Source organism: Sharpea porci, from assembly GCF_009695655.1.
Taxonomy (GTDB): Bacteria; Bacillota_I; Bacilli_A; order Erysipelotrichales; family Coprobacillaceae; genus Sharpea; species Sharpea porci.
Genome location: NZ_VUNM01000021.1, coordinates 1 through 25,153, shown reverse-complemented (window position 1 = coordinate 25,153; position 25,153 = coordinate 1). Strand labels below are relative to the sequence as shown.

Sequence of the window (25,153 nt, the reverse complement as noted above, 5' to 3'; positions counted from 1 at the left end):
CTACCTCCAGTGCCCCTATTATAGCACTCCTTTTCAAAATAAGTTATACTAATTCTTGGATTTGGAGGGAATTCTATGCAGCGTTGTTCTTGGGTGCCTGTTGGCGATGAACTTTATGAAAATTATCATGATCATGAGTGGGGTAGGCCCCTTCATGATGAACATCGACTTTATGAGATGTTTGTCTTAGAACTCTTTCAGGCTGGTTTATCATGGCGGATTATTTTAGGCAAGCGTGATGCTTTTAGAAAAGCCTATGATGATTTTGATATAAATAAGGTTGCTTGTTTTGATGAAAAAAAGATTGATGAATTAATGCAAAACAAAGATATCATTCGATCACGCAATAAGATTAAAGCTTCCATCACAAACTCTCAGATTCTTCTTGATATCATCAAGACATATGGCAGCTTTAATAACTATGTCTGGTCCTTTACCAACAATCAGGTCATCTACGAAGTAGGAAAGACAACCAATGCCATCAGCGATGCCATGAGTAAGGATTTGAAAAAAAGAGGCGTAAAATATGCTGGTAGTGTGACGATCTATAGTTTCTTACAGGCTGTAGGTGTTATTAACAGTCATGAAGAAGGATGTTTTCTTTATCACAAGTAAAAAAGCCTTAGGTCATATGACCTGAGGCTTTTATGCTTGATCGTTATTATAACGAGAAAGGAATTGCTTTGTACGTTCATGGCTAGGATGGTTAAAAATCTGATCAGGTGTACCCATTTCACAGACTCTTCCCGCATCCATAAAGAGCACAATATCACTTACTTCTTTCGCAAACTGCATTTCATGCGTAACAACAGCCATAGTCAGTCCTTCTTTCGCTAAATTCTTCATGACATCGAGGACATCCCCCACCATTTCTGGGTCCAAGGCACTGGTTGGTTCATCAAAGAGAATCACATCTGGATTCATACAAAGTGTACGGGCGATGGCTACTCTCTGTTTCTGACCACCTGATAATGTTGTCACAGAAGCATTCATAAAGCGTTCCATTCCAACTTGTTTTAAATATTTCAAAGCTTTGTCTTTCGCTTCGTCTTTACTTCTTTTCAAAACTTTCATTTGGGCAAGCATGCAGTTTTCCAGTACGGTTTTGTTTTCAAATAAATTAAAGCTCTGGAAGACCATGCCAACCTTAGCACGATAGCTATTGATATTAGTATGTTGACGAATATCTTCGCCATGATAGAGAATCTCTCCTCCATCTGGTATTTCCAGCAAGTTCATGCATCTTAGTAACGTACTCTTACCTGATCCAGAAGAGCCAATAATCGTAATAACCTGACCCTTATCAATAATAAAATCAACATCTTTTAATACATCAAGTGCACCAAAAGATTTCTTTAAATGCTTAACTTCAATAACGTGTTCCATTGTCTTTACCTCTATGCACATGCATCCATTGTTGTCGCTTTATTTGTCTTGTTGAGCTTCTTTTCAATTGTATTCAAGACAAATGTTGCAATGGTAGTAAGTGCTAAATACATAATTGCTACTAACATATAGATTTCAGTATATTTCATTGTTGAACCAGCAATGCTTGTTGCCTGGAAGTAGAGTTCAGTAACCGCAATTGCATTCAACATACAGCTATCCTTGATATTGACAATAAGCTGATTGCCAATGGATGGGAAGCTGTTTTTAATAGCCTGTGGTAAAATAATGTTGAAAAGTGTCTGGCCATTCGTCATACCTAAGGCTTTAGCCCCTTCATATTGCCCACGGTCAATAGCCTGAATGCCTGAACGCACAATTTCAGCCATATAAGCTGCTGTATTGATGGAAATAATAATCAAGCCTGCTGTCAAACCATCCCAATGGAAAATGGGTTTCAATAAATAATAAAGGAAGACAGCCTGAACCATCATTGGTGTTCCTCTAAAAATCCAGACATAGAAAGAAGTCAGCCCTCTGCCAAACTTCTTGAGTGCCTTGATTGAAGATGAATCCAATGGATCAATCTCAAGCGAACGAATAGCGCCTAACAATAAACCAATGATTAAACCTGCAACTGTACCTACAATCGCAAATGTCAAAGTCATGGCAATACCATATCCAAATAATGGCCAGCCATCAATTAATGTCTGCCAAGCAAAATGAAAATCAATACTCATAACACTTATCCCCCTATTGATCATTATAGAGTGGAGCTCTATTAACAGCCCCTTCCATAATCTTTTGTCTTTCTTCTTGTGAAATGGAATCTAAGGCTTTCTGGACATCCTTAAACAGCAATGTATTACGGCTGTTATTTTTCATGCCAATTGATACACTCGTATCAACCTTAAAACCCGTTCCCTTATTAAATCTTACAATAGCCAAGTCCTTGTTGGCCTTAACAATACCAGTAGCAACAGGTAGTTCAGCAGTTATGCCATCCGTATCCTTGCTTCTTAACGCCATAACAAGTTCAGGATATGTTGATTTAGGAACCTGATGCTTAACCCCTTTGATCTGATCGATAATCGTATCATAGTTGGTATTCTTTTGTCCCATAACACGGCTTCCCTTGAATTGGGCGATGTCATAATACTGAGATTGTTTACTATTCTTTCTAACAACCATAACCATGTCACTTGAATAATAAGGTGTGGTGAAATCCATGCCCTTCTCTCTTTCAGGGCTAGCTGTCATACCGGCAATAATTGCATCAATTTCACCAGACTCCACGGCACTAGGCAAGCCTTCCCAGCTTATTTTCTTAATGACAAGCTTCTTGTGAATCTTCTTGGCAATTCTTTGTGCGATGACTACGTCATACCCATCAGCAATACCAGCACCACCATCAAGATATACACCTGTTGATCCTCTCTTGATAGCTTGCCAGTTAAAAGGCTGATAGGCAGCTTCCATACCAACGACAAAATTGTCTTCAGTATTCTTTGTCGTCATGCATCCTGTTAAAACAAATGCCAGCATGATAATGACTAACTTTTTCATATTTTCATCCTTCCCGATGAAGAATAAAAAGGACTATGCATTATATGCATAGCCTTTGTGATTGCTTTACAGATAACGCCTCTTCTTACGAAGGAGTGATTAATGTCTTTCATTAATCCCCAAGAATATCATTACCATGGTATTCTTTCGGCGATGATTACCTTTCATATGCTTCAACCAATGTCTTGTCCACATACTACTCTGATGCACCGCAGCCTTTATCTTCATCTTTTAACCCTATTATACTGACTTCAACTCATTAATCAACAAAAAAGACTTCTTATCCTATTAATCCTTGAATGAACACAATAATAATCAAAACAGGCAAGATATAACGGAAATAAGGCAACATCCATCTCTTTAGCTTTATGCCCTTGCCCGTATTGACTTCATTAAGATAATTATCCTGACCCCAGCCATAACGACTCACACAGAAAAGCAGGAAGATAACTGAACCGATTGGTAAGATTAAATTGCTGACAAGAAAATCTTCCATATCAAGAATATTCTTTGATCCAATTGTAACAAAGCTTAGGGCATTATAGCCAAGAAGACATGGCAAGGATAAGAGAAAGATGCTGATACCCGAAATAATCGTTGCCTTTTTACGTGTCCAATTAAAATTATCCATGAAGCTTGCAATAATATTTTCAAAAACAGCCATAACCGTTGTAAAAGATGCAAATGTCATAAAGACAAAGAAAAGCGTTCCCCAGATCTGTCCGAATTTCATATTAATAAAGACTCTTGGCAATGTCACAAAGATCAATGATGGTCCCGAATCTGGTGCAACACCAAAAGCAAAACAAGCAGGGAATATAATCAATCCACTCATAATAGCGACAAAAGTATCCAATGAGGCAATGGTAATAGACTCGCTTAATAATGTTTGTTTTTTTGACATATAACTGCCGAATATTTCCATACTGCCCATGCCTACTGAAAGCGTGAAGAATGCCTGACTCATAGCTGCCATAATGACATGTCCTAGCCCTCCTGCTTTCTTAACATTTTGTAAACTAGGCATAAGATAGAACTTAAAGCCTGCATTACCCCCTTTGAGTGCAAAAGAATGCAATGCAAGAATGATGATAATACTTAACAGTAACCCCATCATGACTTTGGTCATCTTTTCAACACCATTCTGCAAGCCAAATGAACAAATCACAAATCCTGCAATGATCGTAATACCCATGGCTAAAACCATTTCCAAAGGTGAAGCAAGCATCTTATCGAAAATCGTATCAACTTGTTGTGTAGTGATATGCCTAAATTGTCCTGATGCAAACTTAAAGGCATAATCAAGCATCCAGCCTGATACGGTTGTATAGTACATCATCAAGACAATACAGCCAATATTCGCAATACGCCCATGAAGATGCCATTTTGTACCTGGCTTTTCAAGCTTGCGATAAGCCTGATAAATACTTTTTCCACTTGCTCTTCCTACTGCGAGCTCCATGGTAAGAATAGGTACACCAATAATCAATAAAAACAACAAATAGATGATGACAAATAAGCCACCACCATTCTGTCCAGCCAAGAATGGAAATTTCCAGACATTGCCAATACCTATCGCACATCCAGCACTGACAAGAATAAAGCCCAGTCTTGAGCTAAAACCTTCCCTTTTCATAAAAACCTCCTCAAATCACGCCTTTCTATTCTATCATAAAAGAAAGAAAAAACTACTTTTTTGAAGATTTTGTAAGCAGGTAGGACTGTTGGAGAAGCTCTTCTATTCGAGAATCTTCAAGCGTATCATCAAGAATAATGGAAACCCAGTTCTTCTTATTCATATGCTGACTGCTCCCACGGGCAAGCCCGTGGGGTTCTGATTGCCAAGGGTAGCTTGTAATCGTACACCATTTTCAGGCTTTGGAGTTACAAGTGTAAATCTGTCTGAATCAGGACTTTCATTACCAAGCAGTCCAACGACCACATTAGCGGTAAACTTCTGCTTTTCAGCAAGGAAGTACAGTCAATCTCCCTGATGATAAATTGTTAAGCAATCTTTATTCCACTATTTAATATCTTGATTTTATTAGCCTTAATCCATGTGATCAGGGCTTTTTCTTTGCTGTAGCATCTTTCAAATTCTGCATTGCATTTGTCTTTGTCTATATCCTCACTTTTGAAATCGTAGCAGTAAAGCAGAAATGATGAATACCAGTCTCTTTGTACTTCAGTACCATCAAAAAGTTTATACAGCCTGTCAGACAGTTTCTTTTTGATGTAATCATCGGCCGTATGGTCATACTGGCTTGCCCTGTAATTATTAGGAACCTCTATGTACGTGCCACCCGTGGCCTTGAATTTCCTTTCTACCGCAGTCTGGAATCCAGAAGGGCATCTGTTCTTTATGGACTTGCCAAAACGCTTTTTCCTATTGAACTTGCCTTTACTGTTAACAGTAGTTTCTTTTGTGCGTCTCATGAGCCTGCTCGCATTTTTAGGTTCAGTCACGAACGTATCTCCAAGACTTCGTAAGTGGTTGGCATCCTCATTTATTGCAAGCTGCCTGTTGACCGCGTTGATACGGCATAATTCAGAGTGCTTAGCTTTTAGCCGCTTATAATGATGAGAGTATTTCCATATTTTGCGGCCTTTCTTCATCGTGCCATCATCATTATAGTTCTGAGGATTTGTAGCCCGCCTTGACCTGTCCATGGCGCGGTAAAGGAGTCGTTCCTTTCTTTCGGATGTCTGGATGCTGTTGCCACGCTCCGAAATATTTTTTAAGCCAACCTCGGTATCTGATGTATATGCAACCGTCTGCGTTCCGATATCAGCGCCTATCGTGCCCTTGCCGTATATGTGACGGGGATTGCTGTACTTGTCATATTTGGGCATCGCTTTCCCTTCGATGGTCAGATGAAGATACAGCCTGTATTTGCCTCTTATCAGTTTGGGCACAAGAGTGGCATAGCATGGTCTATATGTATCTATGCAGCAGGCATCTTCGATAAGTGTATTAACAGCTTTATTATCTATGTTCTCTGGTTCGGCAAGATAAGATAAAACGGCATCTACTTCATCTTGTTGAAATCTGTCATTTGCCTGTATTCCAAACATAGTTTTACCAAGTCTGAACTGTATCCTGCCATCCTTGACAGACATAGGAATTCCGCGGTTTATCTGTTTTGCCCTGATGCATGGCAAATCTCCATATTTTGAAAAATGTATTGTTTTGCCGTTATCGTAAAGACATTTTTCCATCCCGTGCCAAATATCTTCGGCCTTAGTAAGAGCAAATATAGCATCTATGCCATATTTCTTACCTATGGGTATCATAGATTTTCTACAATAATCCCATGTGACATTGTAGGATATCTGCATTTCATTGAGCTGCTTTGCCAAAGCCTTACGTTTGTTCTTATCTTCAGTATCCCCATATAATTTAAGCAGTTTGCGGTATCTCTTGGTACGTAAAAGCTGGTCATATTTCTTTCTCATCAGACCAACAAGTTCATTTCCAGCCTTGCGTATCTTATCAGAAAGAGCGACAATCTTTAACACATCAGAATACGGCATATCGGTTTCGACAGCCAGGATATGCCTGTCAGAAAGTTTATGAAACTGCTTCAAGATTTTCTTGTATTCTCCATCAGTCATGATTTTTCTGTTCCTCGATATATTTCTTAACTGTAGCTTCGCTTGTATGTCCTGCCGTTGATACAAAATATCTCCCTGACCATAATACCCCACAACGGGAGTAAAACTGCTTCAACTGTGGGAAACCTTAAGCATTTCAATAGCGCTGATGCTTTTAAGCGTCCTTGCTATATCACAGGGAGCAACTGTCTGCGGGCAATCCACGAATATATGTATATGGTCTGGCATCACTTCCAATGCCTTGATTTCATATCCATATTGATTACAGATGTCAGCAAGGATGTATTTTAGCTTATCGTCAGCGCCTTTCTGCAAGACAGAGAATCTGAACTCAGGGCACCAGATGATATGATACTGCGTCAGATATTTACAATGCGAAACACTATGATATTGTTCCTCGCTCATTGTCTTTTTCTCCTAACTGATATTTTTTCCTGAATCCCTCTGCGCATCAGGTCAAGAAATGTAATGGTTTCACCTTCCTCGACAAAACAGATACGTGCAAGATTCTCAAGCTGGGTCTTCCATTCAGAAGGAATAGAAATATTGATTTGTACGTTATTGCTTTTAGAACGTGCCATTATTTATAATCCCTCCATGCTTTCGTCTTGATGTGCTGTTATTGTAAAAAGTATTGCCTTATATGATTCACACATGTTTATATCCTCATAAGCTGAAACTTTTATTAATTTATACATAGATTATATCAAATCTATGTATGTGCCAAGTAGCAGAAATGTAGTTTTATGCCGGAATTTATAACATTCATAGATGCCTTCTTCTAAGATTAAGTTTTTAACATCAGCTGGTAAGACTTTGACATTCATGACTTCACACATGCCTGTTCCTTCTGCAATCTTTGATTTTTCTATATCCATGATAATTGTAATCCATTTCCTATTATCCTGATGGCGATAGATGGCATAATGGTTATTCTTCCAGGGAAATTCTGGGGTGAGATGATAGTTGTCTTCAATCCATTTCGCAATACGCATTGTCTGGTCATAGACAAAGAGCTGATCATCAAAACAATGTGTGACAATATCTTCTAAGAGAGCCTGATAGCTTTCTTTAACCTGTGAAACATATGTACCTTGCGTTAATGATGAGTGAAGCAAGTAATACTCTTCGTTTAGCAAAGCATCATAGACATGACATTCAACATGATCACTTACCTCAACAACACAATAGAATTCATCATGAAAAAAGTATTGCTTATACAGATAGCTCTCACCTTCTTGCTTAAATCCATATGCTTTAAGCTTGTGAATATTGGGTTTCTTGCGATTAAAGATTTCTTCTTGTGCCATGAGCAATAACCTCCAGATGTTTAATATATTTAGCAGGAATTGTTTTATCAACAATAGTAATAGTATGAAAGTCATAATTAACATGTGCAAGCATGCCTGTCAGCTTCACATATTCTTCTTCATCATAATAAATACAGCTCACCATATCTCCTGGATGAAGCGAGGCAAGTGTATAATCAAGTTCCTCAAGCGTATCCTCTAATATGCTTGCCTGAAAGACAACCTGTTTTTCTTTCTCTTTGAGCGCTTCTTTATAGCCCTTTAGTGCTGCAAAGGGCATGAACTGCTTAGCGCGTTGGTAATTGTCCATCTTCCCATGTTTCATCACCTTTTCGATGTCCTCCTATCTGCTCATGGCGTTCTTTGGCGGTTGCACCTTTTTCAAAGTCTCTTGCCTTAAGTAAGGCATTGGCACCAAACTTCTTACGAATAGCCAATGTTACTTCAGCTAGCTTTTTATCTTCTTCAATAGTTTCCTGATCACTAAAGAGATCATAGGATTCATACATTTCATCTTCCACTCGTAAATAGGCCAGCATTATTCTTCGTAAGCCATAGCGCTGATCATAGATTTTCTTATAGAGCTTGATTGTTTCATCGACAAGAATGCGACTAGAAGATGTATTGACACTTAGTGTTACAACCTTGCGACTTGGGTTACGCGTATTTTTCGTATAGCCTAACATCAGTGAAATCTGCGATGTCACGAGGTGCGCATCGACAAGTTCATAGGCAAGATCCTCTGCCATTTCCTTAACAACGACAAGACCTTCTGCAAAGCTGTAATCACGACTTAGCACCTGGCCACTTGTCAATGAATGATTCTTAGGAGCAAAATGCTTGATATCCGCAATAGTCACACTTTCCCTGCCCCAGGCATGATCAATTAGCAATTCTGCATCAACACCAAACTGCTTATAAAGCTCATCTTCATTATAATTGGCAAGCTGACGCATTGTATGGATATGCATGCACGCTAAACGATTGGCAATGCCCTTGCCAATACGCCAGAAATCTGTTAAGGGCTGATGATCCCATAGTGTTTTCTTAAAGAGCTCTTCATCAAGATAGCCAATATGGTCATCAACATGCTTTGCTGTTATGTCTAAGGCAATCTTCGTCAAATACATATTGGTGCCAATACCGGCTGTAGCTGTTATGCCTGTATTCTGATAGATATCATCCATAATAGTAACAGCAAGCTCTTTTGCGCTCATATGATAGAGCGAAAGATAATTGGTGATATCCAGAAATGCTTCATCAATGGAATAGACATGGATATCATCTTTAGAAATATATTTGAGATAAATGGCATAGATGGATGCTGAGACATTGATATATTCCTGCATGCGTGGTGTTGCCATAATATAGTTGATATGCTTGGGGATTTCAAAGACACGACAACGATTCTTTACACCTAATGCTTTTAAGGCTGGAGAAACAGCCAGACAGATTGTCTTTTCACTGCGACTGCTATCAGCAACAACAAGATTGGTCGTCATTGGATCTAAGCCTCTTGCCACGCATTCAACTGATGCATAAAACGATTTTAAATCAATACATAAATAGATATGATCCATGTGTCCTCCATTGAAAAAAGGCAGTTCTTATTCCTGCCTAATTATTCATCAATTGCATGATGGCTTTTACAGTTTCTTCTTGTTGTTGCAAAGAAGTGATTGACGCTTTGCCATCACCTGATTGCTTGCCATAATTCGCAAACTGTCCATGATTGCCACCTTCAAAAATGACTTCCTTTGTCTGCTTTGGGAAGTTCTTTTTATTTTTCTGATAGCTTTTCTTATTCAAAACATGGTCCTGACTGCCATAAAGCGTTATCGCTTTCAAAGAAGAGTTTTTAAATGAATGGGTTGGATAGCTAGCTAAAAAGATCATCCCATCAAAGTCTTTTTGATGCTTATAGGCATATTGACTTGCCATTACGCCACCTAATGAATGTCCACCAATATACCATTTTGTCACTTCAGGATAATCTTTTTGCATTCCCTTTGCTTTATCAGACGCAAAAACGGCAAGATTAAAAGGCATATGGGGACATAGACAAAGAATCCCTTGATTGGCAAGCTTCTTTAAGAGAGGCGTATAGGCTTTATATTCCACCTTGCCTCCTGGATAGAAAATGAAGCCGGCTTTAATTTGCCCTTCTGGCTTGAAGACCAACAGCTGATCATCTTTGGCAGCCTTCTTTTGTTCAGCTGTAAGAATGTTGTTAGCTGCATGGGTTGCATGATAATAATCATTGACATATATGCCAAATGCCATTGCCAATACAAGCACAAGTACAAGAATAATGCCAATCACTCTTTTGATAATCTTTTTCATTAATAAATCACCGCTTATAGTTTACATATTTCTTTTTGAATTGTCAAAAACGACCATCGTAATGGTCGTCTTAATCATTGAGCCTTTCAACTGTTTCTAACAAGCCGCCAGTCAATGCATTTTTCACCTCATCTGATAATTCATCCACCTTCCAGCTGCTTTTCTTTGTTAAGGTAAAATAAACGGTGGACTGATAATCCTTTTTCGTGAGATGAGCAATATCATTGGTTAGCTTTTCAATTGCTTTCTCTTTGATTTCAAAACGCTTAGCACCACTAAATCTTGTGACCACAACTCTTGCCTGATAGTCTTCAAGCCAGTCTTTTAAAAGCTTGCCACTATCATAGGTTGTAATGGTGACTTGGATCTTGGCATGATTATTATGCAAAGCCACAGCATTGATCGTGAAATCAAAGTCAAGAAACTTCTTCAAAGCTTCTTTTTTAAGATTGGTTGTATCAACACCATGAAGATAATCATCGGCCACATCAATATCTTCCTCAATGTCTTTCTTAGACATCTTCCCGCCATAGCTTAAATAAACCATTCTGGCATTCTGCTTCTTTAGACCATTAAGGAATGTAGTGAGTGTCTGTTCTGGTGTCATCATATGACAGCCGGTTAGTAAAAATAATGTTATGATGAATAATAAAGACTTCTTCTTCATATGAATACCCTCATCCATATTATATAGAATTCTTTCCTATAAAAGATAGAGAACAGAAAAATTTCGTAAAAAAACACGCAGGCTAGACAAGCTTACGTGTGAGATATTTATAGGCAATAAGTGAGGCAATCGATGTCAATAACCAGCTGATAGGATAACAATAAAGCAATACTTCATAACTATGAATCATTTTGGCGATGGTAAAGACCCAGATAATACGACTGACACAAATGCCAAAGACAGCCACAAGCGTTGGGACAATCGCATAGCCAAAACCACGCATTGCGCCTGACAGAATTTCAATGGACATATTCAGTATTTCAAAAGTGATCAGAATATACATACGTCTAACTGCATAGCCAAGGACATGGGGATCACTTGAGAAGATGGAGGCAAGCGGTCTTGCGAAAGCCACAAAGAGAATCGTTGAAACAATCGTGACAACACTCGCTTCCATCCAGCAATATTTAAGCACCTGATGACAACGGTCCATTTTCCCTGCACCATAGTTCTGACCCACAAAAGTAATAGCAGCCTGGCCAAAGCCTTCAAAGAAATAATAAGACAGTATTTCAAAGTTCAAGGCTGCTGCGCTTCCTGCAATCGCATAAGATCCAAATTGGTTCAACTGTGATTGAATGATGACATTGCTGATGGAAAAGAGGGCGCCTTGCATGCCTGAAGGAATACCAATCTTAAGAATATGCAGCAACAAGTCCTTATGAATATGACATTGCTTGAATGTAAAATGGGTTATTGTTGTATCATGGGTAAGATAGATAAGCAAGAAAAGTGAAGAAAAGATATTGGATATAACAGTTGCATATGCTACCCCATCAACACTCATGCCTAGTCCTACCACAAAGACAAGATTCAAGATGACATTAATTACCCCTGCAATCGATAACGCAATAAGTGGTAAACGCGTCTCTCCTCTACTTCGTAGAATGGCTGCTTCGAAGTTATAGAGAACAATAAAAGGTACCCCAAGGAAATAAATACGCAAATAAAGTACGGCTAAGGAAAGGATATTACTTGGTGTAGCCATCAATCTTAATAGCTGTGGGGCAATCAACAGACCAAAGGCCATTAAGATAACACCAAGAATAACAGCAAAAAGCATTGATGTATGGACAGCCTGCTTGGCTTTCTTTTCTTTATTTTGACCAATAAGTGTTGCAATGACAACATTACTGCCAATTGATATACCAACAAAGGTATTGACAAGAAGGTTGATGACTGAACCATTGGCTCCAACAGCACCAAGGGCATTGCTTCCCGCAAAGTTTCCAACAACCGCTACATCTGCACTATTGAAGAGCTGTTGAAGTATCGAAGAAGCAGCAAGCGGTAACGCAAAAAAGAAAATCTTGTCAGCAAGACTTCCTTCTGTCATTTTCATGGTTTGTTTCATTTTATTCCTCAAGGCTTCTGCCAAAGCCTAAGAAATTCAACCCTAAGTGCAGATTGATGAATTCTGTTAGATCAAAATTCTCATTCCTCAGTCCCGTCAATGATCCTTCAAACTCTTCATCACCAATGACAACCTTCCATTTACCGTGATGGGGAAACATTGGAATCATGATGAGTGAATGCAGTGTTTCGCTAATGATATTGGTAATCATATTATATTTATGTTCATCAATATCTATATTGCTGCTAACACCATCATGAACAAAAGTAATTGTACCCTGATCAAAGATGAGTTCTTCGGTTTTCTCTTTATCCGATGATATGATATCTAAGTCCAGCATAGCACCCTCCTTATTGTAAGCTCTTACACTACTATAGAGCGGTTTCATGCAATCGTCAATGACAAATAAACGTCATTCGTATTCTTAATTTACGATAGCTTCCAAGAGTTCATCTGTATTGGAAACAATCGTTTTGGCTTGATTTTCTTTTAAGAAAGATGTTGAACGGAAGCCCCAGTTCACAGCGACAACATCCATATGGGCATTCTTTCCTGTTTGAATATCAATTTCAGAGTCACCTACATAAAGTGCGTCTTCTCTCAAGACATTGAGAACACTCAGACATTGATTACACATATCAGGAGCTGGTTTTCTCTTGATGCCCTTCTTTTCACCAAGATAGAAATCAAAATAACCATCAAACTGATCCTTCACAAGTTCTTCAACGGCATTATTTTGTTTATTGGAAACAACGGCAACCTTGATACCCTTTGATTTTAGTTCTTTCAATAAATCTAGAATGCCGGGATAAGGCTTTGTTTTAATTTTACAATGATTCACATAGTAAGCTCTAAAAACTTCCTGGACACGGTTAATTTCATCCTCATGTACACTTTCCGGCAATACTTCCTGACTTGTCCCAATCGCATAGAGAGCATTTTCCTCCATGCCCGCTTCTAAGCATAATGCTCTTGTAATGGCAACCTTGACACCACTGCCAAAACAGACTTTTGTGTTTGCGACAGTATAATCATGACGATGTCCTGTCACTTTTAAAGCATAATTCAAACTTTCCTTTAAATCATCAATTGTATTCAAGATCGTTCCATCCATATCAAATATAACAGCTTGATACATAATATACACCTACCTCTCAAGCATTATAGACTCTTTTGCATCTACTTAAAAGATGAACTTAGCGCATCTTTCGACGATTATTCTCTTCATAATACTTTCTCTTTTCTTCATACATCATGCTCTCTGCTTCTTTGACTAGTTTTTCTAGTGAAATATTATTATGCATCGCACTATAACCAATAGAAACATGATAGCCCTTGAGGTTAGCTTCATGTTGAAGATAGGCAATTGCCTGAATAAGCTGATCTTTATCTTCATCAAATGAAAAAGCTACAAATTCATCTCCACCAACACGAAAACAAGAATGTTCCCCAAATGTTCTACAAAAGATCTTGGCAATATATTTCAACATAATATCTCCAGCCATATGTCCATCATTGTTATTGAGTTCATGAAGACCATTGACATCCATATAGATACAATAGCTAGGATGATAGTTTTGATTATGTTCAAGAATATATTCATAATGATTACGATTCTGTAGTCCTGTCAAGACATCAGTTTCACTTAGATATTGGTATTTACGTTTGAGATAAATATTTTGAAATTTAACTTTTGACATATAGCTGCTTACTATAATACTGATGAGAGAAAAAACAATCCCATTGACAATATCGTCTAAGAGCACTTCTTGGCTGTCAAAAAGCGTTGCAAAGACAAGGAAAAATATCGAGGAGAGCCCAATAAAGAGTGCTACACGTTTGGGGTGGTCTGTAAAGAAAAGTGGCAAGGCAAGAATAATGGCTATAAAGGTAACTGCAGAACGATTACTATTGAGTACTGTAGAAAGTATGATGGCATAAGTAACCAGTAAGAAACAAAAAAGATGTGTCTCAGTCATGATAAGATGATGTTTTGGGTCTTTATACAATATGACAAAAAGTAACAGCACACAACTACAAATAGTCAGTGTGGCATGAAGCATCGTAACCCTAAAAGAATCATGAGCTGCATAGGACACAATTGTCATAACAAAGGAAAAAAGCATACTCAATAACGCCACAACAATAAGACTTTTATAATTCTCTTTTCGAATATTATCAGATATTTCTATTAAATCTTCTTTTGATAAACCAACACTAAAGAACTTCAATATTTCTTTCAAAAACATATGAAACCTCCTCATTGACATGTCTTTGATTTTTGTATTATATCACCATTGTCTACAAAAGAAAAAAGGAAATAACCATGTATTTCCTAATTCATCGATGATCTACGATTATGTTCAGCATGAGAATAATATCGCCTTTTATCTTCATACATATTGATTTCAGCAAGTTTAACTAGCCCTTCAAGATTCTCATACGCCTTTCGCTTCGCAAAGCCTATAGAAACAGAATAGCCCTCATTATTAATCTCATCCTGTAATAGTTTTATGTCTTGTATAATATCATCTTCCTGCCTTGCTTCAACAAAAGCTACAAATTCATCCCCACCAATACGATAACTATGTTCAGATCCAAATGCTTTTTTAAAATACTTCGCAACAGTCACCAACATACAGTCACCTGATTTATGTCCTTTTATATTATTCAGTTCATGAAGACCATTGACGTCTAGGAAAATACAATAAGTATTATCTGTTGCATCAATTGAATTGATATAATGTTCAAAGCTATTACGATTCTTCATCTCTGTCAGTACATCCGTTTCACTAAAATAGTGATAGCGGCTTTTCATGTAGATATTTTGAAATTTCATCTTTATAGTATATGTACTCGTTATAATACTTACTATTGAAAAGATAATGGAATCCATTATATCAATATTACGTATTGAAGAATTATCAAAAAGTAAGACATTGATAATAAAAACAATTGTACTCAATATGATAAAGATGCACATACGGTAAGGTAAATCAATAAAGAATAGCGGTAAAAATAAGATAAAGGCAATAAAAGCAACTGCAATCTTATCTGAATTAATATGGGTACTGATAATAATAGAATATATAATAAGCAATGTCATAAAGGCATAGACATCATAAATGATTACATGTTTTGTATGTCTTGAAAAATAACGTGCAATCAAGTTAATCACTAAAAGGCTGATTGAAAAAGAGAAAAAAAGAATTTTTGTTTCTTCAAGTTCCTTAATCCAAAATGAGAGTATATAGATTAAAAATGTGAGAATAGAAGCTAAATTTGAAATAAAAAGCAAATTTTTAAAATTCTCTATCTGTATTTCATTTTTTAAAGTGATATAGTTTTCTTTTGTTAATCCAACCTTAAAAAAATCAATAATTTTATTCAACCATTTCATAAAATCACCATACTGTCAATAAAACATACTATTGTTATTTATATTGTACCACTATAGTTATGAGTGGTCAAAATTTAGTACTTAAATAAAAAAGAATACCTTGTAAAGGGTATTCTATAAGTCGAGTTTTAAATCATCTTTTTTGATCCAGCCAAGCTTTCTAAAAAGTTGGCCAAATAAATAAGTAATGATAGCTGGGAGAATAAAGGAAATCATGATTAATCCTATCCAGTCAAAAGCAGTAATACCACTCATCTTGCCACTTGCGATATCTTTCACCCAGCCAGTATAGACACCAATCTGGCCAACAAGACCACAAGTTCCCATACCACTTGAAACAGCAGCACCATTCATTTTCAGCTTAAAGAGACATGTCGCAATTGGTCCTATAATGGCTGAACTGATAATTGGTGCTAACCATATTTTAGGATTCTTTACAATATTACCCATTTGCAGCATGCTTGTTCCAATTCCCTGAGCAAATAGGCCACCCACACCATTTTCCTTATAACTCATTACTGCAAAACCAATCATCTGAGCACAGCATCCAGCTAACGCTGCTCCCCCAGCCAGGCCAGTTAAGTTGAGAGCGGCACAGATGGCTGCTGAAGAAATAGGCAATGTCAAGGCTATACCTACAATCACTGAAACAATAATGCCCATTGTAAATGGTGCTAATTCCGTTGCCCACATAATAGCATGACCGACGCTGCTTGCCCCATAGCCAATTGCTGGAGCCCAAAGCATCGCTAAGCCAACCCCAACAAATATTGTCACAAATGGTGTTACGATAATATCGACTTTTGTTTCCTTGCTGACGATTTTTCCTGCTTCACAGGCGATAATCGTGACAACTAATACCGCTAAAGGTCCTCCTGCTCCTCCTAGTGTATTAGCGGCAACACCTACTGCTGTCAAACTAAAGAGAACAAGCTGTGGAGCTTGCAAGGCATAGCCTATCGAAATAGCCATGGCTGCCCCTGTTGCACTTGTAGCAAAACTACCTATCTTTACCAAAAGCTCAATCCCAAGCTGTGTCCCCAATGTATTCATGATGGTTCCAATAAGTAATGATGCAAAGAGCCCCTGCGCCATTGCGCCAAGAGCATCAATACCATAACGCTTTAATGAAATCTTGACATTTTTACGTTCAAGAAATGCATTTACCTGATCCATAATTTTCCTCCTGTATATATGTGTCATTCTATATGTCTTGACACTTGTCTATGAGTATATACAAATATGAGAAAAAAGCAACCCTTTTCTTCATAACATATCACTAGAAACATTGTTGTGACTGTACTATAATAGCCCCATGAACCATTATGTATATATTCTAGAATGTTCTGATCACAGCTACTATACTGGCTATACGAATAATCTGCAAAAGCGTATTGATACCCACAACAATGGAAAAGGTGCTAAATATACGAAGGCAAGAAGGCCAGTTAAGCTTATATACTTTGAACATTTTAATGACAAGAGTTCGGCTTTAAAGCGTGAATATGCCATCAAGGGGCTGACACGAAAAAGGAAAGAAGAACTAATTATGAAAGGAAAAGCTATGAAATATATTTTATTTGATTTGGATGGTACATTGACTGATAGTGGTGAAGGTATTATCAAGAGTGCCATTCATGCCCTTAATTACTATGATATCCATCTTGATCTTGAGGATTTAAAGACATTTGTGGGGCCTCCACTTTCTTTGTCTTTTAAGAAATATGGTGTGCCAGATGATGAAATTGAACATGCCATTAAACTTTTTAGGGACCGCTATTTAACAGTGGGCAAGTTTGAAAATCACCCTTACCCAGGTATTATTGAAATGCTTGAAGAATTGAAAAAAGAATACAAGCTCTTTGTTGCGACAAGCAAGCCTGAAGCAACAGCTATTGAAATCTTGCAGCATTTTGAAATGGACCAGTACTTTGAAAAGATTGCTGGGGCAACAAGCAGTCATGAAAGAGAGACAAAGCATCAGGTTATTGCCTACCTGTTAAATACAATTGGTCATGAACATCAGTTCATTATGGTTGGTGATACAGCCTTTGATGTTATTGGTGCTAAGAAAGCAAATATTGATACAATTGGCGTAAGATGGGGATATGGAAAGATAGAAGATCTAGAAAAAGCAGGTGCGATTGCGATTGCAAAGACACCTGAAGATTTAAAGAAATTGTTGGAAAGTTATCCATTGTGATGGCTTTTCAACTTTTTTTTGAGAAAGTATGAATTTTCTACACTGACAAATATGCAAAGTATATAATGAAGATAGTTGGAGGTATACTTTTATGAAGGATTTAGAATTGGGCGCAAGAATTAAGGAATTGCGTATAGAAAAAGGCCTAACACAGCAGCAAGTTGCCGATGTCCTTGATGTCACTCCGGGCTACATTAGCAATGTTGAAAACAATCGTACTGCTATGAGTATTCATTGTCTAGCTAATTATGCGAAACTGATTGGTATTACTGTTGACTATCTTATTGGAGCACAGGAAGAAGGCTATTCTAGCCATGCTCTTGATGCTGAACTTGTCAATGAAATTAATAAGCTCTCAGATGACTATAAAAATAAGCTCTTGAAAGTTTTAAAAATCATTAACAAGTAACTACTTACAATCTCACCGCCAAAAAAAGCAGCTCTAACGAGCTGTTTTTCTTATAGAAGATGAATTGTAAGAATAAGCTGAGCAAAGACAATGGAAACCATTGATGCAAGTTTGATAAGAATATTGATGGATGGACCAGATGTATCCTTGAATGGATCACCAACAGTATCACCAACAACAGCTGCACGATGCTGCTGTGAACCCTTACCACCATGATGTCCTGCTTCAATATATTTTTTCGCATTATCCCAGGCACCACCAGCATTACTCATCATAATAGCAAGTACGAAACCAGTTACCGTATTACCTGCAAGCATCGCTACAACACCATCAGGTCCTGTAATCATGCCGAAGACAACTGGAATGATGACGGCAATTAAGGCAGGTGCAATCATAAGTTTCTGAGCACTACGTGTACACATATCTACACAACGTTCATAATCAGGTTCAGCCTTACCTAAAAGCAAGCCTTTGATTTCCTTAAACTGACGACGTACTTCAATAACGATGGCTTCGGCTGCTTTGCCAACAGCTGACATTGTGAGTGCCGCAAAAAGGAATGGCAGCATACCACCAACAAATAAACCAACAAGAACGATTGGATTATTAACTGCGAGATTGAATGTAAAGCTCTTGTCCAAGGAATGAATACGATCGATATAGGATACAATCAAGGCAAGGGCTGTTAAGGCAGCTGAGCCAATGGCAAAGCCTTTACCTGTTGCAGCAGTTGTGTTTCCTAAGGAATCAAGCGCATCTGTACGATCACGGACTTCTGGCTTCAATCCAGCCATTTCTGCAATACCACCAGCATTATCCGCAATTGGTCCATAAGCATCTGTCGCAAGAGTAATGCCTAATGTTGAAAGCATACCAACAGCGGAAACACCAACACCATATAAGCCCTGAGCGAAATCACCGCCATGAGATGAAGCATAGTAGCTGACAAGAACTGAGATACCAACAATAACAACAGGAACAACTGTTGACATCATGCCAAGTGATAGACCACTAATGATGACTGTACCAGCACCTGTTTCAGCACTTTCAGCAAGCTTTCTTGTAGGCTGATAAGTATCACTTGTGAAATATTCCGTACTTGCGCCAATTAATACACCGGCAAGCAAGCCTGAAAGAATCGCAATATAAACACCCATATGATCTGGTAAAAGGAATTTAATAGCGAAGAATGAAGCAATGATAATCAGGATTGAACTTGTATAAGTACCTGTACGTAAAGCTTTCAATAAGTTCTTCTGAGAAGCACCTTCTTTTGTCTTGATTAAGAAAGTACCAATTATTGAACAAAGAACACCTAGAGCAGCTATAACCATTGGTACAGCAACACCCTTCAAGCCATAATCAGCAGCAACGGCCAAGGCTGCCGTAGAAATAATGGAACCAACATAGGATTCATATAGGTCTGCACCCATACCAGCTACATCACCAACATTATCGCCAACATTATCAGCAATAACGGCAGGATTACGTGGATCATCTTCTGGTATGCCAGCTTCAACCTTACCTACAAGATCTGCACCAACATCAGCCGCTTTTGTAAAGATACCACCACCAACACGGGCAAAGAGCGCCATACTGCTTGCACCCATACCAAAAGTCAGCATATTGCTTGTAATCTGTACTAAGCGTGCATTCATTGCCAGATTTCTAAAGGCAAAATTCAAAATGAAATACCAGATTGTCAAATCAAGAAGCCCTAACCCAACAACCGTAAAGCCCATAACACTACCAGCTGAAAAGGCCACACGTAAGCCCTTATTGAGAGATTTGCTGGCGGCATTTGTCGTACGGCAGTTCGCCATTGTTGCAGTACGCATGCCAATAAAGCCGGATAAGCCTGAGAACACGCCACCTGTAATAAAGGCAAATGGTGTAAACCAGCTTAGTAAATGACAAGCTGCCATAATACAAAGAATGACAAATAAGGCAATAAAGAACATCGAAACACCACGATACTGTCTTTTCAGATAAGCGTTAGCACCTCGACCAATCAATCCTGAAATCTTGGTCATACGTTCATTACCTGTGTCTTCTTTCTTGGTCCTGATGAAATTATAGGCTGCAAAGCACAATGCCATCAACGATCCAATACCGGTAAAATAAATTGCTGTAAGTCCACTCATAAACATTTCCCCCCTCTTTTAAGATCATGAATCGACCTATCATCTATATACTATTGTAGTTCTTGACTGACCATTGGTCAATTTCTCACAAAAAAATAATAAAAAAAAGGAACTCATCGAGTTCCTAGTCTTCTAATGCAAGATCAAAGACATGCTTGACTTCAGCTTTAATCTGTTCATATGTCATACCAATATGGGCTTCAAAGATTTTCTTTTCATCCACATAATATGTAGGTGTAGCATAATAATCATACTGATCAGCAATATCAGGATGTTCAGTTTCTTCAATTGTTTCAACAACAACATCCTTATACTTATCTTCCTGCTTTAATTCTTTCATGGCTTTTCTTGCCTTATCACAATAGCCACAATCATTTAAATGAAACATTTTAATATTCTTCATAGGTTCATCCCCCTTTTCATCATTATCATACTGTTTTATAGATAATATGACAACTATAATGCTTTAAAAGAGATAACGTGCTTCTAATTCTTCAAGTAAGCCTAGATACTTGTCATAAATACCATTGGCCGTGCTTCTTTCTTCCCATTCATGACCTAAAGCATCCACTTTTTCCTTTGTCGCAGCTGGTAAATTGTTTTCCGCAACCTGATAAAGAATCTCATCTTCTTTACTTGTATGATCACTTAATAAGTTAATATAGCCTTCTGAAGCAAAACAAATACGTGAGGCATTGTTATCACTTGGATCTTTCTTGTAATCAAGTAGAGCACTCTCTAAGTCACTGACATATTCTCTGCCACCTTCATGTTCGACAAGCATGACACCATTGATCATACCATCTGTCATTGGAATTGTTTCAAGCATAGCTGGGAAGAGAATCACTTCTTCCTTATGATGATGATGTTCATCACCATAGACTCTCAAGAAATCAATAATATGTTCAACATCCTCAGTTTCAATCACATTACCATTTCTAATATCATTATCAATCGCACGCATAACTTTCATCATACGTCTAATATTCTCATGATCATTCATCATTGCTTCAATTATAAACATCTACATTTCCTCCAATATATACTCTTTTAAAACAACAGCCTGATTATGCATACAATCTTTCGCACCATATAATAGTGTTACTGGCTGTTCTTCTAGGTGATTGAAAACTATTTTGAGAAAATCCTGTGTATGTGGGTTTTCTGCTAGTTCCTGACGATAATGTTTTCTAAAGTCCTCATATTTATCTACTTCATGGTTGAAGGCTTTTCTTAAGCCTTTTGTTGGACTGATTTCTTTGTCCCAGAGATCAAGATGCGCCTTTTCTTTACTGATGCCCCTTGGCCAGATTCCATCAACAAGAATACGCATGCCATCACTCTCTTCATATTCATCATAAATTCTTTTGATCTTTAATTCATACATTTCTATCACCACGTGCTTATTATAGAGAGAGATTCTTTTTAATAATGTTGTTCAAACCACAAAAAAATGCCTTTATGAAAAAGGCATTAATGATGATAGAGTTTATTATTCTGATATTTAGGTTCACATGTCAGATGAATACCAAGTTTCTTGAGCACATTGACATCTTCTTGTGCTAATAGAACACTTGAATGCATTTGTAAGCCAGCCAGTTCTTTAAGCTTACCATAAGCTTTCTTGGCTTCTTCATGATGCGTGGCTGCAATGCATAAAGCAATGAGGATTTCATCAATATGAAGAAGAGGATTCTTGTTTTGTAGTGTTTCAACCTTAAGCTTTTGGATAGGTTCAATAATATCAGGGCTGATAAGCTTAATATCATCATTCACATGAGCAAGATATTTGAGTGCATCAATCAGCATTGCACTACTTGCCCCAAGCAGTTCTGATGTCTTGCCTGTAATAATTGTCCCATCAGGCATTTCAATAGCAGCAGCTGGTCCACCTGTTTCTTCTTCTTTAACATTGGCTGCAGCAACAACAGGACGATCAGCAATACTTGTATGGGCTTTTTCCATCAGCAATTCAATCTTGCCAACAGGTTTATGAGAAGCGTTGCCCTTGCGTTCTTCATCCAGGGCATCATAATAGCGTCTAATGATTTCCTGATTAGCTGCCTTAGTGACTGCTTCATCATCAAAGATGCAATAGCCAGCCATATTCACACCCATATCCGTTGGTGAGTTGTATGGTGATGAGCCATTGATCTTTTCAAACATAGCTTTAAGAACTGGGAAGATTTCTACATCTCGATTATAGTTGACTACTGTTTTGCCATAAGCTTCTAAGTGATAAGGGTCAATCATATTAACATCATTTAAATCAGCAGTAGCTGCTTCATAAGCTAAGTTGACTGAATGATTAAGAGGAATATTCCAGATTGGGAATGTCTCAAATTTCGCATAGCCAGCCTTCACACCACGCTTAGCTTCCTGATAGAGCTGAGAGAGACATGTGGCCATCTTGCCTGAACCAGGACCTGGTGCTGTAACAACAACCAATGGTCTTGTAGTCTTAATATAGTCATTCTTGCCATAGCCATCATCACTTAAAATAAGCTGCATATTAGAAGGATAGCCAGGAATCATATAATGACGATAAACCTGTAAGCCTAGAGATTTCAATTTCTTTTCATAAGCAATGGCACTAGGCTGATCTTTAAATTGTGTTAATACAACTGATCCAACCATGAGACCATTGGATGTAAATGCATCAATAAGACGTAAGACATCTTCATCATATGTAATGCCTAAATCCCCACGCACCTTATTCTTCTCAATATCACCAGCCTTAATCGCAATCACGATTTCTGTCTGGTCCTTTAATTCCTTAAGCATACGTATCTTACTATCAGGGGCAAAGCCTGGTAAGACTCTTGATGCATGATAGTCATCAAATAACTTACCACCAAATTCCAAATAAAGCTTTCCACCAAAAGACTCAATACGTTCCTTAATATGCTTTGATTGTATTTTTAGATATTTCTCATTATCAAATCCTATTTTATTCATATTCCATTTCTCCTAACAGCCATCATATCGAAGAGTATCAAGAAGGTCAATAACTTCTCATTTTTTTAAAAATACTTATTCTTTGACTGACTTAGTCGCAATATAAGTTTTGATATTAAGATCATGCAGGCGGCCTTCACCATTTGTATCTTCATACAAATCAACAAGTCTAAAGCCCGCTCTTAACTGTCCACCAATCTGCTCACTCATATCATGGGAGAACTGAACACCACATTGTTCTTCTTGCATAAAAGCCATCGCTTTCTCATCCTTTAATGGATTGAAAGGCATTTTCCAGACAATCTCCCGTTCATCATTATCAACAATATAATTGATTTCATTACCTAAACCTGAAAGCATGACCCCACCCTTGTTTAATACACGATAGGATTCTTTAAAGACATGATCAACATCTTCAATATAACAATTGGAAACAGGATGAACAATCAAATCAAATGTTTCATCTTCAAAAGGAAAGCGCTTTGTCATATCAGCTTCAATAATTTCAATATCATAGCCTTCCCTCTTTGCGACCATGCGTTCTGTTTCAAGCTGCTTGTCAGAATAATCCATGACAGTGCACACTGCACCAGCTGCAGTGAGAATAGGCATTTGCTGGCCACCACCAGAAGCAAGACCAAGCACCTTCTTACCTTTTAAATCACCAAACCATTCTTTAGGAACATTCTTTAATGGGGTTAAGACAATATTCCAATGACCTTGTGTAGCTGCTACATATTCTTCATGGCTAATAGGCTGAGCCCATTGCCATCCTTCGTTTGCCCATCTATTGATGGTTTCTTTATTGATATCTTGATAGTTCATTATTTCTCCTCCTGATAGTCTTTTAAGTAGGCTTTTACTGAACGGTTCATCTCATGGGCGAATGATGAATCATATTTACGTTTGTAGAACGCTTCAAGCCATGGATGATATTTTGCATCACCATAATGATATTTAAGCATCCCTTCTCTCTCTTTAGCATTCATCTCATAATAGCTATTTTCAAAGACAATATCTTTCAAATTAGCACGCTGAGGTTTTTGTCTTTCTTGTTGCTGCTTTGTCGGATAGCCAAAAACAAGTAAGCTAGCAGGAAAAACATACTCAGGTAAACGAAGAAGTTTACAAATTTCTTCCTTATTTTCCTTCACATCACCGATATAACATGATCCTATTCCTAAACTCTCAGCCGCAATAACCGCATTCTCTGAGGCAATCAAGGCATCATCAACAGCAAGCAAGAAATCACCAAATTCAGGTTGACGTGGGTTAAGTCCAATATCTTTATAGGCTTCATACCATTTATGACAATCCGCAAGATAGATAAGTATGAGCTTAGCTGAGGCTATAAAAGGCTGATTGTCACAAAGTATGGAGAGCTGTTCTTTTATCGCTGGATCAGTGATCTTGAGGATGGTATAGAGCTGTTGATTACCAGCTGTTGGGGCATTGATGGAAGCCTGTAGAATGCTTTCAACTTTCTCTTCTTCAATCTCTTGGTCTAAAAAGACTCTCACTGACTTTCTTTTCATCAATGTGTCAATGGTTGTATTATGAATCATTTTCATCTCCTCCTAAAGCTATTCTATTAAAAACGTATATTTGAACAATCAAAACCACGCCTAAAAGGCGTGGTTTGAACTGCGGCTATAAGCCTGTAATACCTGCTCGCGTCTAAAGGCGCTTGCTTTCACTTCGTTCAAGCTACCGCTCTTGACGCTCGCTATCCCTCAAA

The 25,153-nt window shown here is 37.8% G+C and carries 30 protein-coding genes and 1 riboswitch; of the genes, 3 read left to right on the top strand and 27 right to left on the bottom strand.

Features of this window, described 5'->3' with window-relative positions:
* Positions 1-75 precede the first annotated feature (75 nt).
* Positions 76-615 carry a DNA-3-methyladenine glycosylase I gene (locus FYJ79_RS08840; RefSeq protein ID WP_154517052.1) on the top strand — a complete coding sequence of 180 codons (540 nt, stop codon included), beginning with the start codon at positions 76-78 and terminating at the stop codon, positions 613-615.
* Between the two features lie 30 nt (positions 616-645).
* Here FYJ79_RS08840 and FYJ79_RS08835 read toward each other — a convergent pair whose 3' ends face one another.
* The 20 genes from FYJ79_RS08835 to FYJ79_RS08750 form a co-directional block, all read right to left on the bottom strand.
* Positions 646-1,386 (bottom strand): amino acid ABC transporter ATP-binding protein, encoded by a 741-nt coding sequence (locus FYJ79_RS08835; RefSeq protein WP_154517049.1) that lies wholly within the window; start codon positions 1,384-1,386, stop codon positions 646-648.
* Between the two features lie 11 nt (positions 1,387-1,397).
* Entirely contained in the window at positions 1,398-2,126 is a 729-nt protein-coding gene (locus FYJ79_RS08830; protein WP_154517046.1) for an amino acid ABC transporter permease, read from the bottom strand.
* Positions 2,127-2,139: 13 nt separating this feature from the next.
* Positions 2,140-2,952: a transporter substrate-binding domain-containing protein gene (locus FYJ79_RS08825; protein ID WP_154517043.1), complete on the bottom strand. Its 813-nt coding sequence runs from the start codon at positions 2,950-2,952 to the stop codon at positions 2,140-2,142.
* Positions 2,953-3,017: 65 nt separating this feature from the next.
* Positions 3,018-3,181, bottom strand: a riboswitch (Lysine riboswitch).
* A 51-nt stretch (positions 3,182-3,232) separates the two neighbouring features.
* The gene (locus FYJ79_RS08820) at positions 3,233-4,588 is read right to left on the bottom strand and encodes a sodium-dependent transporter (RefSeq protein ID WP_154517040.1); all 1,356 of its coding nucleotides are present in this window, start codon (positions 4,586-4,588) and stop codon (positions 3,233-3,235) included.
* A gap of 52 nt (positions 4,589-4,640) precedes the next feature.
* Complete coding sequence (locus FYJ79_RS12615) at positions 4,641-4,811, bottom strand: MmcQ/YjbR family DNA-binding protein (RefSeq protein ID WP_326803669.1); 171 nt, start codon at positions 4,809-4,811, stop codon at positions 4,641-4,643.
* Positions 4,812-4,956: 145 nt separating this feature from the next.
* Complete coding sequence (locus FYJ79_RS08815; protein ID WP_154517037.1) at positions 4,957-6,567, bottom strand: hypothetical protein; 1,611 nt, start codon at positions 6,565-6,567, stop codon at positions 4,957-4,959.
* Positions 6,560-6,682 carry a transposase gene (locus FYJ79_RS12840; protein ID WP_407695594.1) on the bottom strand — a complete coding sequence of 41 codons (123 nt, stop codon included), beginning with the start codon at positions 6,680-6,682 and terminating at the stop codon, positions 6,560-6,562. Before FYJ79_RS12840 ends, FYJ79_RS08815 begins: the two co-directional genes overlap by 8 nt.
* Entirely contained in the window at positions 6,679-6,972 is a 294-nt protein-coding gene (tnpA, locus tag FYJ79_RS08810) for an IS200/IS605 family transposase (protein WP_268233741.1), read from the bottom strand. Before tnpA ends, FYJ79_RS12840 begins: the two co-directional genes overlap by 4 nt.
* On the bottom strand, positions 6,969-7,148 hold the full coding sequence (locus FYJ79_RS08805; protein WP_195837055.1) for a hypothetical protein: 180 nt from the start codon (positions 7,146-7,148) through the stop codon (positions 6,969-6,971). Before FYJ79_RS08805 ends, tnpA begins: the two co-directional genes overlap by 4 nt.
* Before the next feature lie 120 nt (positions 7,149-7,268).
* The gene (locus FYJ79_RS08800) at positions 7,269-7,877 is read right to left on the bottom strand and encodes a hypothetical protein (RefSeq protein WP_154517034.1); all 609 of its coding nucleotides are present in this window, start codon (positions 7,875-7,877) and stop codon (positions 7,269-7,271) included.
* The gene (locus FYJ79_RS08795) at positions 7,855-8,202 is read right to left on the bottom strand and encodes a YolD-like family protein (RefSeq protein ID WP_154517031.1); all 348 of its coding nucleotides are present in this window, start codon (positions 8,200-8,202) and stop codon (positions 7,855-7,857) included. The genes FYJ79_RS08800 and FYJ79_RS08795 overlap by 23 nt, the downstream gene beginning before the upstream one ends.
* On the bottom strand, positions 8,165-9,457 hold the full coding sequence (locus FYJ79_RS08790) for a Y-family DNA polymerase (RefSeq protein ID WP_154517028.1): 1,293 nt from the start codon (positions 9,455-9,457) through the stop codon (positions 8,165-8,167). The genes FYJ79_RS08795 and FYJ79_RS08790 overlap by 38 nt, the downstream gene beginning before the upstream one ends.
* A 37-nt stretch (positions 9,458-9,494) precedes the next feature.
* Positions 9,495-10,220 (bottom strand): alpha/beta hydrolase, encoded by a 726-nt coding sequence (locus FYJ79_RS08785; RefSeq protein ID WP_154517025.1) that lies wholly within the window; start codon positions 10,218-10,220, stop codon positions 9,495-9,497.
* A 70-nt stretch (positions 10,221-10,290) separates the two neighbouring features.
* Positions 10,291-10,887 carry a hypothetical protein gene (locus FYJ79_RS08780; protein WP_154517022.1) on the bottom strand — a complete coding sequence of 199 codons (597 nt, stop codon included), beginning with the start codon at positions 10,885-10,887 and terminating at the stop codon, positions 10,291-10,293.
* A gap of 82 nt (positions 10,888-10,969) precedes the next feature.
* Positions 10,970-12,301, bottom strand: coding sequence for an MATE family efflux transporter (locus FYJ79_RS08775; protein ID WP_229771433.1), 1,332 nt, complete (start codon positions 12,299-12,301; stop codon positions 10,970-10,972).
* Between the two features lies 1 nt (position 12,302).
* On the bottom strand, positions 12,303-12,641 hold the full coding sequence (locus tag FYJ79_RS08770; RefSeq protein WP_154517016.1) for a hypothetical protein: 339 nt from the start codon (positions 12,639-12,641) through the stop codon (positions 12,303-12,305).
* 84 nt (positions 12,642-12,725) lie between these two features.
* Positions 12,726-13,439, bottom strand: coding sequence for an HAD family hydrolase (locus tag FYJ79_RS08765; RefSeq protein ID WP_154517013.1), 714 nt, complete (start codon positions 13,437-13,439; stop codon positions 12,726-12,728).
* Between the two features lie 58 nt (positions 13,440-13,497).
* Positions 13,498-14,550: a GGDEF domain-containing protein gene (locus tag FYJ79_RS08760; protein ID WP_195837054.1), complete on the bottom strand. Its 1,053-nt coding sequence runs from the start codon at positions 14,548-14,550 to the stop codon at positions 13,498-13,500.
* An 86-nt stretch (positions 14,551-14,636) separates the two neighbouring features.
* On the bottom strand, positions 14,637-15,701 hold the full coding sequence (locus FYJ79_RS08755; protein WP_154517007.1) for a GGDEF domain-containing protein: 1,065 nt from the start codon (positions 15,699-15,701) through the stop codon (positions 14,637-14,639).
* Between the two features lie 114 nt (positions 15,702-15,815).
* Positions 15,816-16,877: a PTS transporter subunit IIC gene (locus FYJ79_RS08750; RefSeq protein ID WP_154517004.1), complete on the bottom strand. Its 1,062-nt coding sequence runs from the start codon at positions 16,875-16,877 to the stop codon at positions 15,816-15,818.
* A gap of 139 nt (positions 16,878-17,016) precedes the next feature.
* On the opposite strand from FYJ79_RS08750, the gene FYJ79_RS08745 reads away from it, so the two are divergent.
* Positions 17,017-17,904, top strand: a complete 888-nt coding sequence (locus tag FYJ79_RS08745; RefSeq protein ID WP_154517001.1) for an HAD-IA family hydrolase — start codon at positions 17,017-17,019, stop codon at positions 17,902-17,904.
* Between the two features lie 91 nt (positions 17,905-17,995).
* Positions 17,996-18,313 (top strand): helix-turn-helix domain-containing protein, encoded by a 318-nt coding sequence (locus tag FYJ79_RS08740; protein WP_154516997.1) that lies wholly within the window; start codon positions 17,996-17,998, stop codon positions 18,311-18,313.
* A gap of 50 nt (positions 18,314-18,363) precedes the next feature.
* Here the strand turns inward: FYJ79_RS08740 and FYJ79_RS08735 are convergent, their stop codons facing one another.
* The 7 genes from FYJ79_RS08735 to FYJ79_RS08705 all read right to left on the bottom strand — a co-directional run bounded on the left by FYJ79_RS08735 (position 18,364) and on the right by FYJ79_RS08705 (position 24,980).
* On the bottom strand, positions 18,364-20,457 hold the full coding sequence (locus FYJ79_RS08735) for a sodium-translocating pyrophosphatase (protein WP_154516993.1): 2,094 nt from the start codon (positions 20,455-20,457) through the stop codon (positions 18,364-18,366).
* A gap of 124 nt (positions 20,458-20,581) precedes the next feature.
* Entirely contained in the window at positions 20,582-20,860 is a 279-nt protein-coding gene (locus tag FYJ79_RS08730) for a thioredoxin family protein (RefSeq protein WP_033161619.1), read from the bottom strand.
* Positions 20,861-20,923: 63 nt separating this feature from the next.
* Positions 20,924-21,481 (bottom strand): hemerythrin domain-containing protein, encoded by a 558-nt coding sequence (locus tag FYJ79_RS08725; RefSeq protein ID WP_154516990.1) that lies wholly within the window; start codon positions 21,479-21,481, stop codon positions 20,924-20,926.
* Positions 21,482-21,844, bottom strand: a complete 363-nt coding sequence (locus tag FYJ79_RS08720) for a DUF488 domain-containing protein (RefSeq protein ID WP_154516987.1) — start codon at positions 21,842-21,844, stop codon at positions 21,482-21,484. It abuts the gene before it with no gap.
* Between the two features lie 86 nt (positions 21,845-21,930).
* Positions 21,931-23,415: a DUF1846 domain-containing protein gene (locus FYJ79_RS08715; RefSeq protein WP_154516984.1), complete on the bottom strand. Its 1,485-nt coding sequence runs from the start codon at positions 23,413-23,415 to the stop codon at positions 21,931-21,933.
* A gap of 75 nt (positions 23,416-23,490) precedes the next feature.
* Positions 23,491-24,240, bottom strand: a complete 750-nt coding sequence (locus tag FYJ79_RS08710; protein WP_154516981.1) for a class I SAM-dependent methyltransferase — start codon at positions 24,238-24,240, stop codon at positions 23,491-23,493.
* The gene (locus FYJ79_RS08705; RefSeq protein WP_154516977.1) at positions 24,240-24,980 is read right to left on the bottom strand and encodes a nitroreductase family protein; all 741 of its coding nucleotides are present in this window, start codon (positions 24,978-24,980) and stop codon (positions 24,240-24,242) included. The genes FYJ79_RS08710 and FYJ79_RS08705 overlap by 1 nt, the downstream gene beginning before the upstream one ends.
* Positions 24,981-25,153: the final 173 nt, after the last annotated feature.